At 69.6% G+C, this 17,395-nt stretch carries 14 protein-coding genes and 1 pseudogene; 10 read left to right on the forward strand and 5 right to left on the reverse strand.

Features of this window, described 5'->3' with window-relative positions:
* Positions 1 to 11: 11 nt before the first annotated feature.
* The 6 genes and pseudogenes from NE2_RS12895 to NE2_RS12920 all read left to right on the forward strand — a co-directional run bounded on the left by NE2_RS12895 (position 12) and on the right by NE2_RS12920 (position 6,377).
* Positions 12 to 1,190, forward strand: coding sequence for an acyl-CoA dehydrogenase family protein (locus tag NE2_RS12895; RefSeq protein WP_030516362.1), 1,179 nt, complete (start codon positions 12 to 14; stop codon positions 1,188 to 1,190).
* Entirely contained in the window at positions 1,190 to 1,954 is a 765-nt protein-coding gene (locus NE2_RS12900; protein ID WP_063026144.1) for an SDR family NAD(P)-dependent oxidoreductase, read from the forward strand. The genes NE2_RS12895 and NE2_RS12900 overlap by 1 nt, the downstream gene beginning before the upstream one ends.
* Entirely contained in the window at positions 1,954 to 3,249 is a 1,296-nt protein-coding gene (locus tag NE2_RS12905) for a CaiB/BaiF CoA transferase family protein (protein WP_084494001.1), read from the forward strand. The genes NE2_RS12900 and NE2_RS12905 overlap by 1 nt, the downstream gene beginning before the upstream one ends.
* On the forward strand, positions 3,236 to 4,078 hold the full coding sequence (locus NE2_RS12910) for an enoyl-CoA hydratase/isomerase family protein (RefSeq protein ID WP_063026190.1): 843 nt from the start codon (positions 3,236 to 3,238) through the stop codon (positions 4,076 to 4,078). The genes NE2_RS12905 and NE2_RS12910 overlap by 14 nt, the downstream gene beginning before the upstream one ends.
* Positions 4,071 to 5,215 (forward strand): annotated as a pseudogene (locus tag NE2_RS12915) (thiolase family protein). The gene NE2_RS12910 and the pseudogene NE2_RS12915 overlap by 8 nt, the downstream one beginning before the upstream one ends.
* Before the next feature lie 13 nt (positions 5,216 to 5,228).
* Positions 5,229 to 6,377, forward strand: coding sequence for an acyl-CoA dehydrogenase family protein (locus NE2_RS12920; RefSeq protein ID WP_063026145.1), 1,149 nt, complete (start codon positions 5,229 to 5,231; stop codon positions 6,375 to 6,377).
* A gap of 60 nt (positions 6,378 to 6,437) precedes the next feature.
* Here NE2_RS12920 and bfr read toward each other — a convergent pair whose 3' ends face one another.
* The 3 genes from bfr to NE2_RS12935 form a co-directional block, all read right to left on the reverse strand.
* Entirely contained in the window at positions 6,438 to 6,920 is a 483-nt protein-coding gene (gene bfr / locus NE2_RS12925) for a bacterioferritin (protein ID WP_063026146.1), read from the reverse strand.
* 58 nt (positions 6,921 to 6,978) lie between these two features.
* The gene (locus tag NE2_RS12930) at positions 6,979 to 7,170 is read right to left on the reverse strand and encodes a (2Fe-2S)-binding protein (protein ID WP_063011840.1); all 192 of its coding nucleotides are present in this window, start codon (positions 7,168 to 7,170) and stop codon (positions 6,979 to 6,981) included.
* Positions 7,171 to 7,326: 156 nt separating this feature from the next.
* Positions 7,327 to 8,322, reverse strand: a complete 996-nt coding sequence (locus NE2_RS12935; RefSeq protein ID WP_233429766.1) for a GlxA family transcriptional regulator — start codon at positions 8,320 to 8,322, stop codon at positions 7,327 to 7,329.
* Positions 8,323 to 8,429: 107 nt separating this feature from the next.
* On the opposite strand from NE2_RS12935, the gene NE2_RS12940 reads away from it, so the two are divergent.
* The 3 genes from NE2_RS12940 to NE2_RS12950 all read left to right on the forward strand — a co-directional run bounded on the left by NE2_RS12940 (position 8,430) and on the right by NE2_RS12950 (position 12,447).
* Entirely contained in the window at positions 8,430 to 9,743 is a 1,314-nt protein-coding gene (locus NE2_RS12940) for an MFS transporter (RefSeq protein ID WP_425438051.1), read from the forward strand.
* Between the two features lie 45 nt (positions 9,744 to 9,788).
* Entirely contained in the window at positions 9,789 to 11,171 is a 1,383-nt protein-coding gene (locus NE2_RS12945; RefSeq protein ID WP_063909377.1) for a serine hydrolase domain-containing protein, read from the forward strand.
* A gap of 169 nt (positions 11,172 to 11,340) precedes the next feature.
* A complete protein-coding gene (locus NE2_RS12950) occupies positions 11,341 to 12,447 on the forward strand; it encodes a baeRF11 domain-containing protein (protein ID WP_063026147.1) in 1,107 nt (368 codons plus the stop codon).
* A 109-nt stretch (positions 12,448 to 12,556) separates the two neighbouring features.
* Here the strand turns inward: NE2_RS12950 and NE2_RS12955 are convergent, their stop codons facing one another.
* Entirely contained in the window at positions 12,557 to 13,438 is an 882-nt protein-coding gene (locus tag NE2_RS12955) for a GyrI-like domain-containing protein (protein ID WP_167356736.1), read from the reverse strand.
* A gap of 210 nt (positions 13,439 to 13,648) precedes the next feature.
* Here NE2_RS12955 and NE2_RS12960 point away from each other — a divergent pair, with 210 nt between their 5' ends.
* Entirely contained in the window at positions 13,649 to 14,533 is an 885-nt protein-coding gene (locus NE2_RS12960) for a universal stress protein (RefSeq protein ID WP_063026149.1), read from the forward strand.
* A gap of 32 nt (positions 14,534 to 14,565) precedes the next feature.
* On the opposite strand, the gene mgtA is transcribed toward NE2_RS12960, so the two are convergent.
* Positions 14,566 to 17,298 carry a magnesium-translocating P-type ATPase gene (mgtA, locus tag NE2_RS12965; RefSeq protein ID WP_084494003.1) on the reverse strand — a complete coding sequence of 911 codons (2,733 nt, stop codon included), beginning with the start codon at positions 17,296 to 17,298 and terminating at the stop codon, positions 14,566 to 14,568.
* Between the last annotated feature and the right edge of the window lie 97 nt (positions 17,299 to 17,395).

Genomic DNA, 17,395 nt, shown 5'->3' on the forward strand with positions numbered 1-17,395 from the left:
CAGGAGTGCGCATGTCCGCCGGAATGACATTCGAACCGACCGAGGATCAGCAGCTGATCCGCTCGGCGGTAGCCGAACTGTGCCGAAAATTCGACGACCGCTACTGGATGCGCAAGGACCAGGACCACGAATTCCCCACGGAGTTCTACCAGGCGATCGCCGCCGGCGGCTGGCTCGGCATCACCATCCCCGAGGAGTACGGCGGCCACGGCCTGGGACTGACCGAGGCGACCATCCTCGCCGAGGAGGTCGCCCGCTCGGGCGGCGGAATGAACGCCGCCACCGCGATTCATCTCTCGATCTTCGGCATGCAGCCGGTGGTCCGCCACGGCTCCGAGGAGCTCAAGCGGCGGACGCTGCCTCGGGTGGCGGCCGGAGACCTGCACGTCTGCTTCGGGGTCACCGAGCCGGGGGCGGGCCTGGACACCAGCCGGATCACGACGTTCGCCCGCCGCGACGGCGACCATTACATCGTCAACGGACGCAAGGTGTGGATCTCCAAGGCGCTGGAATCGGAGAAGATCCTGCTGCTGACCCGAACCACCGGCTACGACGAGGTGAGGCGCAAAACCGACGGGATGACCCTGTTCCTCACCGATATCGACCGCGCCCACATCGATATTCGCCCGATCGCCAAGATGGGTCGCAACGCCGTCTCCTCCAACGAGGTGTTCATCGACGATCTGCGGATTCCGGTCGAGGACCGCGTAGGCGAGGAGGGCGAGGGTTTTCGGTATCTGCTCGACGGGCTGAATCCGGAGCGAATGCTCATCGCCGCCGAGGCGCTCGGCATCGGCCGCGTCGCGCTGGACCGGGCGGTCAAATACGCCGGCGAGCGCGTGGTCTTCGACCGGCCGATCGGCATGAATCAGGGCATCCAGTTCCCGCTCGCCGATTCGCTGGCCCATCTGGATGCCGCGGAACTGGTGCTGCGCAAGGCGACCTGGCTCTACGACAACGGTAAACCCTGTGGCCGCGAGGCGAATACGGCCAAATATCTGTGTGCCGACGCCGGCTTCACCGCCGCCGATCGTGCCATGCAGACCCACGGCGGGATGGGATATGCCGAGGAGTACCACGTGGCCCGCTACTTCCGCGAGGCGCGCGTCATGCGCATCGCCCCCGTCAGCCAGGAAATGATCTTGAACTACCTGGGTTCGCACACATTGGGATTGCCGAGGAGCTACTGATGCCGGCACGAGGACTTTTCGATCTGACCGGCCGCGCGGCCATGGTCACCGGCGCCGCGGGCGGCATCGGATCGGCGGTGGCGCAGGCGCTGGCCACCGCCGGCGCCGCGGTACTGGTCACCGATATCGACGCCGCCGCCGCGGCGGCGGTCGCCGACAAGATCGTCGGCGCCGGAGGGCGGGCGGCGAGTTGCGCGCTGGACGTATCCGACCGCGGCGCCGCCGATTCCGCGGCCGAGCAGGGCGCGGCGCTGGCCGGCGGCGCACTGCACATCGTGGTCAACAACGCCGGTGTCACGGCGCCCGCGATGTTCGGCGCCACCACCGTGGATTCGATGCGCCGCCTCTACGACATCCACGCGCTGGGCACCTTCAACTGCGCGCAGGCGGCGCTGCCGTATCTGCCCACCGACGGCACCGGGCGCATCATCAATGTCACCTCCTCGGCCGGGTTGACCGGAACCCTGGGGCAGGTGAACTATTCGGCCGCCAAGGCCGCGATCGTGGGCATCACCAAATCGCTGGCCCGCGAGCTGGCCCGCAAGAACATCCTGGTGAACGCGCTGGCCCCGCTGGCGGCCACACCGATGACGACCACCATCCGCACCGACGAGAAATTCGCCGCGCAGATGCTGAACCGAATTCCGTTGCGGCGCTGGGCCGAACCGGACGAGGTGGCCGGAGCGTTCGTCTTCCTGGCCTCCGACGCCGCCTCCTTCGTCACCGGGCAGGTGCTGCCGGTGGACGGCGGCATGGTGATGTGATGATCATCGATCCGCACGCGGCGGGCCCGCTCGCCGGGGTCACGGTGGTGGCGCTGGAACAGGCGGTGTCCGCGCCGATGTGCACGCGCACCCTCGCCGATTTCGGGGCCCGGGTGATCAAGGTGGAGAACCCGGACGGCGGTGACTTCGCCCGCTACTACGACGACGTGGTCGAGGGCCAGGCCGCGCATTTCGTGTGGGTCAACCGCGGGAAGGAATCGGTGACCCTCGACCTGAAATCGCCCGCGGGCGTGGAACTCCTGCATCGCCTGCTGGAGCGCGCCGACGTGCTGGTCGCCAATCTGGCCCCCGGAGCCCTGGGCCGGCTGGGATTGTCCCCGGCGGAGGTGGAGAGCCGGCACCCGGATCTGATCTCGCTGACCATCGACGGATTCGGCGCGGGCGGGCCGCTGTCGCACAAACGCGCCTACGACCTGCTGGTCCAGGCCGAGGCCGGGGTGTGCGCGGTGACCGGCACGGCCGGGGCGCCCGCCAAACCCGGCCCGCCGGTGGCGGATGTGACCACGGGCCTGTACGCGGCCCTGTCGATCGTGGCCTCGCTGTGCGGGCGGCTGCGGCGCGGGCCGGGCCCGGGCACCGCGATATCGGTGAGCCTGTTCGACACCATGGCCGAGATGATGGGCTATCACCTCACCTACGCACGGCACAGCGGAATCGACCAGCAGCCCCTCGGCATGAGCTCACCGGCGGTGGCGCCGTACGGCGCCTACGCGACGGCCGACGGGCAGACCGTGGTGCTGGGCACGACGAACGACCGGGAATGGCAGCGGCTGGCCCGCGACATCCTCGAACGCCCGGGTCTCGCCGCCGACGACCGCTTCCGCACCAATCCCGGCCGGGTCGCCCATCGCGCCGAGCTCGACGAGGCGATCGGAAGCTGGTGTGCGCGACACGATCTGGCCGACATCCAAGCGTCCGCCGACGCCGCCGGAATCGGCAACGCGCGCTACAACCGGCCCAGCGAGGTCCTGGCCCACCCGCAACTGTCCGAGCGCGACCGCTGGCGCGGTATCGACACCCCGAACGGGCCGATTCCGTCCCTGCTGCCCCCGGCGGTGATAGAGGGCTACCACCCGCCGATGGGCCCGGTGCCGGGCCTGGGGGAGCACACCGATGCGGTACTGGCCGAAATCGGCTGCAGCGCAGGCGAGATCGCTCGATGGCGGGCGGCGGGCGTGATCGGCCCCCGAGACGCAGGGGTGGCTGCCGCTCATGTGCGTGGCAGGGGGCGTGGCCGCCGCCCGGAACGGGAGCACCGTCATGGTCTCGCATGACCCGGTCCTGCACTGCGCCGATCACGCGGGTGTGCGGACGCTGACCTTGAATCGGCCGCATCGCAAGAACGCGATCGACGCCGAACTGTGGGCGGCGCTGCAGGACGTGCTGCGCGCCACTGCGACAGATCTGGATGTGCGCGTGGTGGTTCTCACCGGCGCGGGTGGCGAATTCTGTTCCGGCGCCGATATTTCCACGCCCGACAACACCCATCCGGCCTATCGGATGCGGGCGCTGACCGAGGTGGCGCTGGCCCTGCACGAACTACCCATGCCGACCGTGGCGAAGGTGCGCGGCGTGGCGGTGGGTGCCGGCTGGAATCTGGCGCTCGGCTGCGACTTCGTCGTCGCCACCCCGCAGGCCCGGTTCTCCCAGATCTTCGCCCGGCGCGGGCTGTCCCCGGATCTGGGCGGCACCTGGCTGCTGCCCAAGATCGCCGGACTGCAACAGGCGAAAAGGCTTGCGCTGCTGGGCGAGACGATCGACGGCGAACAGGCGCGCGAACTGAACCTCGTGACGTGGCTGTGCGACGACGCCGAACTCGACGGCTTCGTCGACGACCTGGCGGCGCGGCTGGCGGCGGGACCGCCGGTGGCGCTGGCTCAGACCAAGGCCCTGCTCAACGAGGGCGCCGACCGCAGTCTGCGGGAGGCGCTGGCCGGGGAGGCGCGGGCGCAGGGCATCAATTTCGCCACCGCCGACGCACCGGAGGCGTTCGCGGCCTTCGCCGACAAACGCCCGCCCCGGTTCACCGGCCGCTGGACGGTTACCAGACCGCCGATCCGCCGTGCGGATCGGCCCGACGACGAAGGTCGAACAGATGCGTGAGGTAGTCATCGCCGCGGCGGTCCGCACCCCGATCGGCAAACGCAACGGCGCCCTGGCCGATATCCACCCCGTGGACCTGTCCGCGCTGGTGCTGACCGCATTGGCCGAGCGCACCGGTCTGGATCCGGCGCTCGTCGACGACGTGATCTGGGGATGCGTCTCGCAGGTCGGCGACCAGTCGTCGAATATCGGCCGCTATGCGGTCCTGGCCGCGGGCTGGCCGGAAGCGGTTCCCGGCACCACGATCAACCGCGCATGCGGATCCAGCCAGCAGGCGGTCGATTTCGCCGCCGCCGTGGTCGGCTCGGGACAGCAGGACCTGGTGATCGCCGGCGGTGTGGAAGTGATGAGCCGGGTGCCGCTGGGCTCGGCCCGCGCCACCGGGATGCCGTACGGGCCGAAAGCCCGTGCGCGCTATCACGATTTCTCCTTCGACCAGGGATCTCGGCCGAACTGATCGCCGAGAAGTGGGGCTTGTCCCGCACCCGTCTCGACGACTACGCCGCGCGCTCGCACGAACTGGCGGCCGCGGCCGTCGACCGCGGGGCCTTCGACGACCAGATCGTCGACGTGCCCGCCGGTTCGGCCACGGTCGGCGCCGACGAGGGCATTCGCCGCGGCACCTCCGCCGATACGCTGGCCCGGCTGAAACCGGCCTTTCGCGCGGACGGGGTGATCCACGCCGGCAACTCGTCGCAGATCTCCGACGGCGCGGCCGCGGTGCTGATCACCACCCCGGACAAGGCACGAGACCTGGGGCTGACACCGCTGGTCCGCTATCGCGGTGGCGCGGTGACCGGCGCGGATCCGGTGCTGATGCTCACCGGCCCGATCCCGGCGACGGAGAAGGTGCTGCGCCGGTGCGGGCTGTCGCTCGCCGAGATCGGCGTGTTCGAAGTGAACGAGGCGTTCGCGCCGGTGCCGCTGGCCTGGCTGGCCGAAACCGGCGCCGACCTCGGCCGGATGAATCCGCTGGGCGGGGCCATCGCGCTCGGCCATCCACTCGGCGCCTCGGGCGCGGTATTGCTGACCCGCATGATTCATCACATGCGCGACAACGGCATTCGCTACGGCCTGCAAACCATGTGCGAGGGCGGCGGCACCGCCAACGCCACCGTCGTCGAACTGCTGAACTGATCGGAGGACCGGCGTGCGCCGAGAACTGTTCACCGCCGACCACGAATCGTTCCGGGCACTGGCCCGCGAATTCATCGACAAGCATGTGGTCGAGAACTACCCGGACTGGGAACGCGCCGGCCGGATACCGCGTGAAATCTTCACGCGGCTGGGCGAATTGGGCCTGCTCGGCATCGCGATCCCCGAGGAGTACGGGGGAGCGGGGCTGCGCGACTACCGCTACAACGTGGTGCTGCAGGAGGAGGCGGCGCGGGCGCTGGTCACGCTGTCGACCGTGCGCACTCAGTTGGACGTGATCCTGCCGTACTTCCTCGACTACGCCGACGCGGCCCAGCGCGAGCGCTGGTTTCCCGGCCTGGCGTCGGGCCGGCTGCTGACGGCCATCGCCATGACCGAACCCGGCACCGGATCCGATCTGGCCGGGGTGCGGACCACTGCCGTCCGCGACGGTGATCACTACGTTCTCAGCGGAGCCAAGACGTTCATCACCGGTGGGCTGCTGGCCGATCTGGTGATCGTGGTGTGCCGGACCTCGACCGATCCGGACAACCGCCGGCACGGGCTGACGCTGCTGGTCGTGGAGGACGGCATGCCCGGCTTCTCGCGTGGCCGGGTGCTGGAGAAGATGGGCTGCAAGGTGCAGGACACCGTCGAGCTCTCCTTCGACGAGGTGCGGGTGCCGGTGGCTAACCGGCTCGGCGAGGAGGGCGCGGCATTCGGCTACCTCGGCCACAATCTGCCTCAGGAACGGCTGACCGTCGCGGTCGGATCGGTCGCGCAATCGCGCGCCGCGCTCACCGCCACTGTCGACTATGTGAAGCAGCGCAAGGCATTCGGCACGCCGGTCGCCTCGTTCCAGAATACGAAGTTCGAACTGGCGGCCATGTCCGCCGAGATCGAGGCGGCCCAGACCATGCTGGACCGGGCGGTGGCCGACCTGGTCGACGGGGAGCTGTCCGGGGCCGACGCCGCGCGCGTGAAGCTGTTCTGCACCGAGGTGCAGGCCCGGGTGGTCGATCGCTGCCTGCAGCTGTTCGGTGGCTACGGCTACATGATGGAATATCCGATCGCGCGGCTCTACACCGATGCCCGGGTGGCGCGCATCTACGCCGGAACCAGTGAGGTGATGAAGACGATCATCGCCAAATCGCTGGCGTTGTAGGCGCTTTCGGCGCACCGGCACCCGGCCGCGATGCCTCGGCGGCCGGGTGCTGTGACGGCGTCAGTCCCCTTCGGGGGTATCGGTGTAGCGCTGCAGATAGAGCTGTTCGCCCAGCGCGCTCAGCAGTTCGAGCTCGGTTTCGAGGTAGTCGACGTGACTTTCCTCGTCCTCGAGGATCGACTCGAAGATGCGGGCGGAGGTGACGTCACCGCGCGAGCGCATCAGCTCGATACCGCCGCGCAGCCGGGTCACGGCCTCCATCTCGATCTCGAGGTCGGCGCGCAGCTGTTCCGGGACGGTCTGGCCGATCCGCAGCGGGTTGAGCTTCTGGTAGTTCGGCAGACCTTCGAGGAACAGGATCCGATCGGTGAGGGTTTCGGCGTGCTTCATCTCATCGAACGATTCGTGGCGCGTGTGCTTGGCCAGCTTGGGGTAGCCCCAGTTCTCCTGCATCTTGGCGTGCAGGAAGTACTGATTGATCGCCGTGAGCTCGGCCGTCAACTGCTCGTTGAGCAGCGCGATGATTTCCTTGTCGCCTTCCATGATGTGTGATCGTGGCACAGATCACAGATCAGGGGAATGAGCGGGGTGCGTGTCGGTGTCAGGCAGCGGTCGACTCGGCCGGTGCGTCGGTGCGCGCCCGGCCTATCGCCTCGGCCAATCGGGCGGTGCACGAGCCGCAACCCGGCTTCCAGCCACAGGCCTTCTTGACTTGTCTGGTCGAACAGGCGCCGGCGGCGACGCAGGTGTGCACGTCCGCTTCGGAGACGGCATTGCAGATGCAGATGTACACGGTCGGCCTCGGATGCTCTGACGACAATTGCAGGGTCTTTTCGAGAGGTAAGCCTCGCCTAAACAGGTAACCCTTGCCTAAGGTAGCACCCGGGTAGCGGGGGTTGTCAATGGGTCGGCGCGTGCGTCGCGGACATGCTCCGGGCAGGGGACGTGCTCACCGCGTGACCGGCTGCTCTCGCTGCGCCCTCGGCTGCCGGAAGGTCCTTCGATAGGCGATCGGCGCGACGCCGAGCTGAGTGCGCAGGTGGTGGCGCAGCGAGGCGGCGGTGCCCATACCGGCGGCCCGCGCGACCTCGTCGACGGTGAGTGCCGTGGTTTCCAGGAGATGGCGCGCGTGGCGCATCCGCTGGTGCAGGATCCAGGCGCCGGGTGCCGTGCCGGTCTCGGCCTTGAAGCGGCGGGTGAACGTGCGCACGCTCATCCGGGCGTGTGCGGCGAGGGTGGTGAGATCCAGATCATCGCTCAGTCGCGCGAGCGCCCATTCCCGGGTGGCGGCGGTGCTTTCCGCACCCGGATCGGGGACCTGCTGTTCGATGAACTGAGACTGCCCGCCTTCACGCCACGGCGGCACCACGCAGTGGCGGGCGGCCCGGTTCGCGGCCGCGCTGCCGTGGTCGGAGCGCACCAGATGCAGGCACAGATCCACCCCGGCCGCCAGACCCGCTGCGGTGCAGACATTTCCGTCCTCGACGAACAGCAGATCCTCGTCGAGCCGCACGGCGGGAAACAGGGCGCGAAAGTCCGCCGCGTATTTCCAGTGGGTGGTGGCACGGCGGCCGTCGAGGATGCCCGCCGCGCCCAGCACGAACGCGCCGGTGCAGATCGAGACGATGCGCGCATCGGACCGGATCGATGCCAGCGCATCCCTCACCGCGGGCGGCAGGACGCCGTCGCGGCGCGGGCCCGGCATGGTCGTACCCGGCACGATCACGGTGTCGGCGTGGGCCAGCAGCTCGGCGCCGTACTCCGGGGTGACGGCGTAGCCGTTGGTGGACGGGATCGGGGACCGGTCCAGCCCGCAAATTTGCACGTCGTAGAGCGAGGAGCCGTCGTCGGCGGTGGCCGCGCCCAGCACGGTCGGCGGAATCGTCATATCGAAGCCGACGATGGGGGCCAGGGCCAGGACTGCCACCAGATGCGTATCGGGCACGGTCGTCTCCTCGTCGTGGCGGGGGTATGGCTGAATCTTTACGCATTATGGCATTCAGGCCACTCGTCGGCGACCGCGCGATTCGGCACGCTCACTCGGTGACCGAAATTCGCCTCACCGACCACATCCCTTCGCCGCCACCGGAGCAGCCCACGCCTCGATTCGCGCGTCGTCCGCATCCCGCGTGGATTGTCGCCGCCGTCGGCTTCGTCGCCCTGCTGGGCGCGGCCGCGTTCCGCTCGGTGCCCAGCGTGCTGATGGATCCGCTGCACGAGGAATTCGGCTGGTCGCACGGCACCATCGGCGCCGCGGTCTCGGTGAATATGCTGCTGTACGGGGTGATTTCGCCGTTCGCGGCCGCGCTGATGGACCGGTTCGGCATTCGGCTGGTGGTGGCGTGCGCGTTGCTCCTCGTCGCCGCGGGCAGCGGGCTCACGGTCTTCATGACCCAGCCGTGGCAGTTGATGGCGACGTGGGGGCTGCTGGTCGGCGTCGGCGTGGGATCGATGTCGATGCCGTTCGTGGCCACCATCACCGGACGCTGGTTCGTCCGGCACCGCGGCCTGGTCACCGGTGTGCTCACCGCGGCCGGCGCCACCGGACAGCTGGTGTTCCTGCCGCTCGTCTCGATGCTGGCCCGCGACCACGGCTGGCGGGCCCCGGCGCTGGTCGTCGCCGCGAGCGCCCTGGCCGTGGTGCCGCTGGTGGTGCTGTTCATCCGCGACTTCCCCGGCGATATCGGACGTACCGCCTACGGCGCCGGCCCCGGCAGCGACGCGGGCCTGCGCACCGTGGCGGCCGGCGGGGCCGCGCGGGCGCTGACCGTCCTGGCCGCGATCGTGCGCCGGCCCGTATTCTGGCTGCTGGCAGGGGGTTTCGCGATCTGTGGCGCCTCCACCAACGGATTGATCGGCACCCATTTCGTCAGTGCCGCACACGATCACGGCATGCCGCCCACCACCGCGGCCGGACTGCTGGCCACCGTCGGCATCTTCGACGTCGCGGGAACGATCGCCTCGGGCTGGCTCACCGATCGCATCGGCTCGCGGTACCTGCTGACGATGTACTACGCGCTGCGCGGCCTGTCGTTGCTGATTCTGCCGATGCTGTTCGCTCCCGATGTGCGGCCGAGCATGTGGGTGTTCGTCATCTTCTACGGTCTGGACTGGATCGCGACGGTGCCGCCGACGGTCGCGCTGTGCCGCGAACACTTCGGCGCCGACGGGCCGATCGCCTTCGGCTGGGTGTTCGCCTCACATCAGATCGGTGCCGCGATCGCCGCTTCCGGGGCCGGCGTCATCCGTGACGTGCAGGGCAGCTACCAGCCGGCCTGGTTCATCGCCGGAGGTCTGTGCGCGGTGGCGGCGGTGATGTCGCTGAGCATTCGCCAACCGCGTCCGCGAGAGGCGCTGGCGCAGTAGAGTTTCAATCCCGGCTCCACCGTTCCCGATGAGGGAGGTCGTGCAGTGCCCGTGGTTTCCGTGCCGTTCCGGCCCCGGCTGATTGCCGGGGCGTTGGCCGGCGTCGCAGTTCTGTTCGTCGCCTGCGGGTGCGGATCGTCGTCGAAACCCGCGCCCGCGAGCACCTCGTCCGCCGCGGCGACCACCTCGCCGGCTCCTGCCGTCCATCCGCTCGACGAGCCCACGCTGCGCGGCATCGTCGAGTCGGTGGCGCGTCCGGCGTCGGTGCCGGGCGTCGTGGCGTTCGTCCGCACCGCCGCCGGCGACGTCGGCACCTCCTACGGCACCCGCACTTTCGGCGGCGGTCCGGCGGTCACCGCGGCCGACCACGTCCGCATCGGATCGCTCACCAAGACCTGGACCGGCACGGTAATCCTGCAACAGGTGCAGGAACGCAAGCTGGCCCTCGACGATCCGGTATCGAAGTACCGCACCGATGTGCCCGGCGGCGCGGCCATCACCATCGCCCAGCTGCTCGACATGCGCAGCGGCCTCTACAACTACAGCGAGACCCGGGAACTCGCCGAGGCCATGGACGCCGATCCGGGCCGGGTGTGGCAACCCGACGAACTGCTCGCCATGGCATTCGCGCACCCGCCATATTTTCCGCCGGGACAGGGCTATCACTACTCGAATACCAACACGATCCTGCTGGGGCTGATCGCCGAGCAGCTGGACGGCAAACCGCTCGAGCAAATCATGCGGGATCGGCTGTTCGGGCCGCTCGGGCTGACCCAGAGCTCGTTCCCGGCGCGCACGTCGGCGGCCATACCCGACCCGCATCCGCAGGGCTATATGTACGGCACCAACGTCTTGACCATGGGATCTCCACCGGCGCTGCCGCCCGAGATGCAGGCCGAGACCAAGGCGGGCCGGCTACTGCCCGGTGATCGGACCGCGGACAATCCCTCCTGGGGCTGGGCCGCGGGTGCCGGGATCTCCACGGTCGGGGACCTGGCGACCTGGGCCGAGGCGCTCACCGACGGCAAGGTCCTCGACGCCGACATGCAGGGCCGGCGCATGAGCAGCCTGCAGGCGACCGATCCGGCCAACCCGCCGGAGGCGCCGCAGTACGGTCTCGCCATCGCGAAATTCGGTGCGCTGTACGGACATACGGGCGAGCTGCCCGGCTTCAACACCTTCGCCGGATCCGATCCGGCCCACAAGGTGACCGTGGTGGTGTGGGCGAACCTGGAACCCACGGCCGACGGCAGCGCGGCGGCCACCGAGATCGCCAAGCACATCATCGAGCACCTCTACGGAACGGGCGCCGCGACGACCACCACCGCACCCGCCACGACGACCCGGGCCACCGCCACTACGGCCGCCACGACCCCGGGCAGGCCGACCCCGCTGTCGCCGACCGCCACGCCCGCACCCAGCCGGTGAGTCGCCGAAACGAACGCAGCAACGTTTCGGCATCCGATGCCCGGATGCGTACCGGCCCGTGCCCATGTCCAGTAGCGTCGATGTGGTTACGAGTTGGCTAACGATACGGCCGGTATCCGGCACGGCCCGTGCACCCGTCGCACAGTTCGGGCAACGAAGGAGGATCGAAGTGCTGCACACCGACATCCCGACCCGCCGCGAGATCGAAACCCTCGCCGAATGGACCGGCCCCTGGTCGGTGTCGATCTACCTGCCGACCGAAGCCGCCACCGCGAATCCGGAGGCGAACCGGATCGCGTTCGGCAATCAGGTCCGGGAGGCGGTCGGGCTCGTCACCGATGCGGACAGCCGCGCGGCCATCGCCGAACAGCTCGACGATCTGGCCGAGGACGCAGATTTCTGGCGCTTCCAGTCGCACACCCTGGTCGTGCACGTATCCCCGCAGCGCATGTGGACCTTCCGGATCCCGAACCGTCTGGGCGCGGCGGTCACCGTCTCGAACCGGTTCCTGCTCAAGCCGCTGCTGCGAGCCGTCACCTTCCCGCAGGCCGCGTTCGTCCTGGCGTTGGCCGAGGGGTCCGCGCGGCTGGTCGAGGTGACCCCGGACCGACCGGCCGAGGATGTCCGGGTTCCCGAAATGCCCGCCGGCGCCGTCGATTTCGCGGGCGAGTCCGTGGACGATCGCGCGCCCAAGCGGCGGTCGACCGACAGCGAGAGGAAGAAGGTGCTGGCCCGGCAGTACGCGCGTGCCGTCGACCGGGCGCTGCGTGACATTCTCTCCGGGCGCGACACCCCGCTCATCCTGGCGGCGGCCGAGCCGATCGACGCGATCTACCGCTCGGTCGCCACCTACGCGGAACTGCTCGACGACGGAATTCCCGGCAACCCGGAACACCTGTCGGATCAGGACCTGGCCGACAAGGCCCGCCACATCCTCGACGGCCACTACGCGGCGCAACTCGCCGATCTGCGTCAGCTGTTCGACAAGCGCCGGAGCGAGGCGCGGGCCACCGCCGACCTCGCCGATATCGCCCGTGCGTCCACCTTCGGCATGGTGCAGACGCTGCTGGTCGATATCGACACCGCCGTGCCCGGCACGGTCGCCCCGGACACCGGCGCGATCGAATTCGGTCCCGCCTCCGAGACCGAGATACCGGGAATCCTCGACGAGATCGCCCGCCGCGCACTGCTTTCGGGCGCGCGGGTGCTGGCGGTGCGCAAGGCCGATATCCCGGACGAGGCGTCGGCCGCCGCCATCCTCCGCTATTCGATGTGACCGAATCACCTGCCCGGCAACATCTTTCGCGATGAGCATCAGCTGCCGAGGCAGCGGTGGTGGCATCGTCGCCGTAGGCGGGCCGTCCACTCACCGCTCGTGCGCGGGCCTAGCCGTCGGTCGCGGTCGCCGTCGCGGCGAGGTCGTCGATGGCCGTGATGAGGTGGCGGCGGCTGTCGGCGGCGAGGGCCAGGAGTTCTTCGTCGCCGAGTGCGCGGGCCCAGATCGTCGGGTCGAGGGCCTCGACGACGACGGTGTCGCAGCGCTCCCGGACGACCACCGGATGCGGCACGATCATGTCGGCTTGGTCTTCGCCGGCGAGTTCGGCCGCGAGCAGATTGCGGCGGCAGATCTCCAGGATGGTGTGGTGGGCCAGGCGCCGGGTGCGGCCGTCGTAACGCGCCGTGTTCAGGTCCATCTCGGCGAGGATGGTGAAACCGTTGGACCGCAACGCGTTCCGGGTTCGATCCAGGGCGGTGTCGAAGTCTGCGAGCACCCGGGTGACGATCGTCGGCGCGGGGGCCACGGGCAGCCGGATCTCGGTGACGAGTTGGCGCGGGTCGCTCACCTCGTCGGGGCCGATGAGATACACCTCGGTCGGCGGGCCGGTGATCCGATAGGCGTTGCGATCCACCCACTCCGCCAGACTTCGATAGGCGGCGCCGAGATCGTGATAGCTGCCGCGGTGGCAGGCGCGGGCCACCGTCGTGCCCGAGGTGACAACGACTTCCGCACCCGAGGCCGGGCTGAGTTCGGCGGCGGGCTCGACGGGCACGCGGAAGTCGACGCTCGTCGCGATCGCGGATCGTTCGGTGTCGGTGTAGGTGATCGCGGTCGGGCCGCTGGCGGTGAGGCCGCATCGGGTCACGGTCGCGAACAGTTCGCGCATCCCGGCGGTGATGTCCTCGCCGGGCCGATCGGCCCGGATAGCGCGAGGTAGTCGCAACAGGGCTTGTGGCGGCACTTCGCACACGTCCACCCGGTAGTCCATGGCGTCCTCTTTCTCGGTGTCTGTCTCGACAATGCCCGCGGCTTCGCGCATGCGCGAGGGACCAAGGACCTGTCCTGGCGGGCCATCCGCGCCGATTTCGCCCAGGTGGACGACCGCGGACGAAGTCGGCCTGCGGTGGCGACTTTCGGCCCTAGATCGACGGTCGGCGCGGCCGGACGATCGGAGCAGGTCCGGCAGCAGGAGGCGGCGATGAGCAGTGACAACGGGACCGAGCCGACGATCGTCGCGGCGGTCGACGGATCCGGTACGGCGCTGCAGGCGGTGCGGTGGGCGGCGGCCGAAGCGGGCGTGCGCCGATGGGGCTTGCGGATCCTGCTCTCCTCGGCCTCGGCGCCGCGGACCGGACTCAGCGCGATGGAGATCGTCGGCGGCCGCGAATGGTTGTACTGGAATGGCGAAGGCGTCCTGTCGGAGGCCGCGGCCATGGCCCGGCATGTGGCCGACGGCGTGGAGGTCACGACCGAACTGACCGCGGATCCGGTGATCGACACGCTGGTGGAGCGCTCGCCGCGCACGCCGATGATCGTGGTCGGCAGCCACGGCCGCGGCGCGGTCCGCCGCGCGCTGCTGGGTTCGGTCAGTTCGGCGGTGACGCGGCAGGCTCGGTGCCCGGTCGCGGTCGTCCACCGCGAAAGCCTGTTCACCGTGGGCGAGGACGCGCGACCGGTGGTGGTCGGCGTCGACGAGCAGGGCACCGCGGTCGGCTGCGCGTTCGAGGAGGCGGCGCTGCGCGGGGTCGGTCTGCAGGCCGTCCGGTGCTGCGACGACGAAGTCGGGGGATTCGTCCTGGACGGAGAACTTCAGCAGTTCCGCGCGGACGAGACGCGGGCGCTGAACCGGCAATTGGATCCATGGCACCGCAAGTATCCGGAGGTCCCGCTCGAATCCGAGGTGATGTTCGGCGGGCCCGCGCAGGTCCTGCTGGAACGAGCGCGTGACGCGCAACTGCTGGTGGTGGGCCGGCACCGCTGGACCGGCCTGGTCGGAACCGCGATGCGGTCCACGCGCGCGGCGGTCCTGCATCGCGCCCACTGCCCGACGCTCGTGGTGCCCGAGCACGTCGAGCCGGAGTAGATCATCGGCCGCTGCGCTGCACCGACGCCGAATCAGCTGTGCGACAGCAACATTCGGATCCGGTGACGCCGGCTCGCGCGATCCGTCCGAGGCGGCGTCGCGTCGATCGGCGAGCGCACCCCACGGACGCTGAAGCGCGACGCTCGCCGCTGTACCCGGCGACCGGAACGCGGCGGGTGGGCCGGCGTCGGTGCCGGCGTGCGGAAGAACCACCGCTTGGCGGCTTCGGCGAGAACCAGATAGACCAGCACCGTCGCGGCCAACGCGCCGAAGAACGCGGCGGGCAGCGGGGTGAGGCCGAGATCGGGCGCCACCGGCGTGTACGGCAGCACCACACCCACGCCGACCGCGGCGAGCACTGCGAGAAGCAGCGGAATACTCGGCCGGCTGCGGTAGCTGGGACTGCGGCGGGTGCGAATCACGAACAACACCAGCGTCTGCGTGCACAGCGATTCGACGAACCAGCCGGTGTGGAACAGCTCCGCGCCGGCATGGAACACACCGAGCATCAACGCGAAGGTCGCGAAGTCGAACACCGAGCTGATCGGGCCGAAGACGAGCATGAAACGCCGGATCAGGCCGATATCCCAGCGTGCCGGGCGGGCGAGTTGTTCCGGGTCGACCGTATCGGTCGGGATGGCGAGCTGGCTGGTGTCGTACAGCAGGTTGTTGAGCAGGATCTGTCCCGGCAGCATCGGCAGGAACGGCAGGAACGCCGAGGCACCGGCCGCGCTGAACATATTGCCGAAATTGCTGGACGTGCCCATCAGCACGTATTTCATGGTGTTGGCGAAGATCCGGCGCCCGGCCATGACTCCGTCGGCGAGGACCTGCAGATCCTTTTCCAGCAGCACGATATCCGCGGCATCCTTGGCGATATCGGTCGCCGAGTCGACGGAGACGCCGACATCGGCGACGTGCAGGGCGAGCGCATCGTTGACTCCGTCGCCGAGGAAGGCGACATCGCGTCCGGCATGCCGTTGCAGGCGGACGATCCGCGCCTTCTGTTCCGGGTCGACGCGGGCGAATATCGTTGTGGTGGGGAGTAATTCGGTCAACGAGTCGTCGTCGAGGCGATCGAGGTCCGCGCCGGTGAGCGGCCGGCCGGGGTCCAGGCCGAGGTCGGCGCACACCCGGACCGCGACCGCGGGATTATCGCCGGTGACCACCTTCACGGTGATGCCCAGGCCGGCCAGACGCCGCAACGCGTCGCGCGCACTCGCTTTCGGAGGATCGAGGAAGACGAGGAATCCGCGCAGTGTCAGCTCGCGTTCGTCGTCGGTGGTGAGCCGATCGGCGCGGACCGCTGTCCGAGTCGCGACGGCGACGATGCGGTGACCGGCCGCGAACTCGGCGTCGAGGGCGGTGCGAGCGGCTTGCGGGACGTCGCGGCAGCGCGCGAGCACGGCCTCTGGGGCGCCCTTGGCGATGATCGTGGGGGTGCGGTCCGGGCCGGCGACGAGAACCGACACCATACGGCGGTTGTGGTCGAAGGGCAGGACCGCGCGGCGGGCGAAACCCGCTGCGGCAGCGTGTTCGGCCGCGCACGCGCTCCACAGTGCCGTATCGAGCGCGTCGGCGCCGGCCTGGCGTCCGTCGTGGACGGTCGCGTCGGTGCAGACCAGACCGTAGACCACCGGCTCGTCGCCGGGGGAGCCGTCGGCCGCCAGCGCGTGCAGATATTCGATGCGCCCTTCGGTGAGGGTGCCGGTCTTGTCGGTGAACAGGACCTCGATATCGCCGAGGTCCTCGATGCAGACCATCCGCTTGACCAGTACCTTGCACCGCGCGAGCTGCCGTGATCCGGCAGCGAGGCTGGTGGACACCACGGCGGGCAGCAATTGGGGTGAGATGCCGACGGCGATCGCCAGCGAGAACAGCAGGGCATCGAGGATCGGGCGGTGCAGGGCCAGGTTGACCGCGAAGATGCCGGCGGTGAGGGCGGCGGCCACCCACACCAGCAGCATCGAGAACTGACGGAGCCCGATCTGAAATTCGGTGTCGGGCTGTCGTTTTCCCAGGCCGAGGGCGATCCGGCCGAACTCCGTCGCGCCTCCGGTGGCGACGACGACCCCGCGCCCGTGGCCCGCGGCGACGACCGTGCCCATCAGGGCGCAGCACGACAGCTCGGCGACGCCCGACTCCGGTGGCACCGGGTCGGTCGATTTCTCGACACTGTCCGATTCGCCGGTCAGCACCGATTCGTCGCACTGCAGCCCGGTCGCCGACAGCAGCCGCACATCCGCCGGGACCAGCTGCCCGGCCCGCATCTCCACCACATCGCCGGGGACCAGATCGACCACGTCGACCGATGCGGGCCGGCCGTCGCGAATCACCGTGGCGCCGTGGCGGATCCGCTCGTGCAGCGCGTCGGCGGCGCGTTCGGCGCGAAACTCGTTCACCGCCCCCAGCCCGACCGACACCAGCAGGATGATCCCGATGACGATCGCGTCGGAACGTTCACCGACGAAGAACGACACCACCGCCGCGACCCCGAGCAGCAGCAGAAGCGGCGAGCGCAACTGCCGCGCGACCACGGCGAGCAGCCGGGCACGATGCGTGCGAACAGCGTTGGGGCCGAGCAGGTGACGTCGGCGCGCGGCTTCCGTGCTCGTCAGGCCGGTGTCGGTGGTGGTCACCGCGGCCAGCACCTGTGCCGGCGTCGAGGTGGCGGCCGATGTGGCCGGCAGCGGGCCGATCGACGGGGCGGCATCGGTCCGGGACGTGGCCGTCGAGACGACCGCTCGCACGGCGGCACGGTTCATACCTCGATGGTTGTCGGAGCTCCCGGGATTCGCCAGGGACCAAAGACTCTGCCGGATTGCCACGGCGGTCACCGCCGCTGCCGATCGGCGGCCGGGG

The organism is Nocardia elegans NBRC 108235 (assembly GCF_001612845.1).
Classification (GTDB): Bacteria; Actinomycetota; Actinomycetes; order Mycobacteriales; family Mycobacteriaceae; genus Nocardia; species Nocardia nova.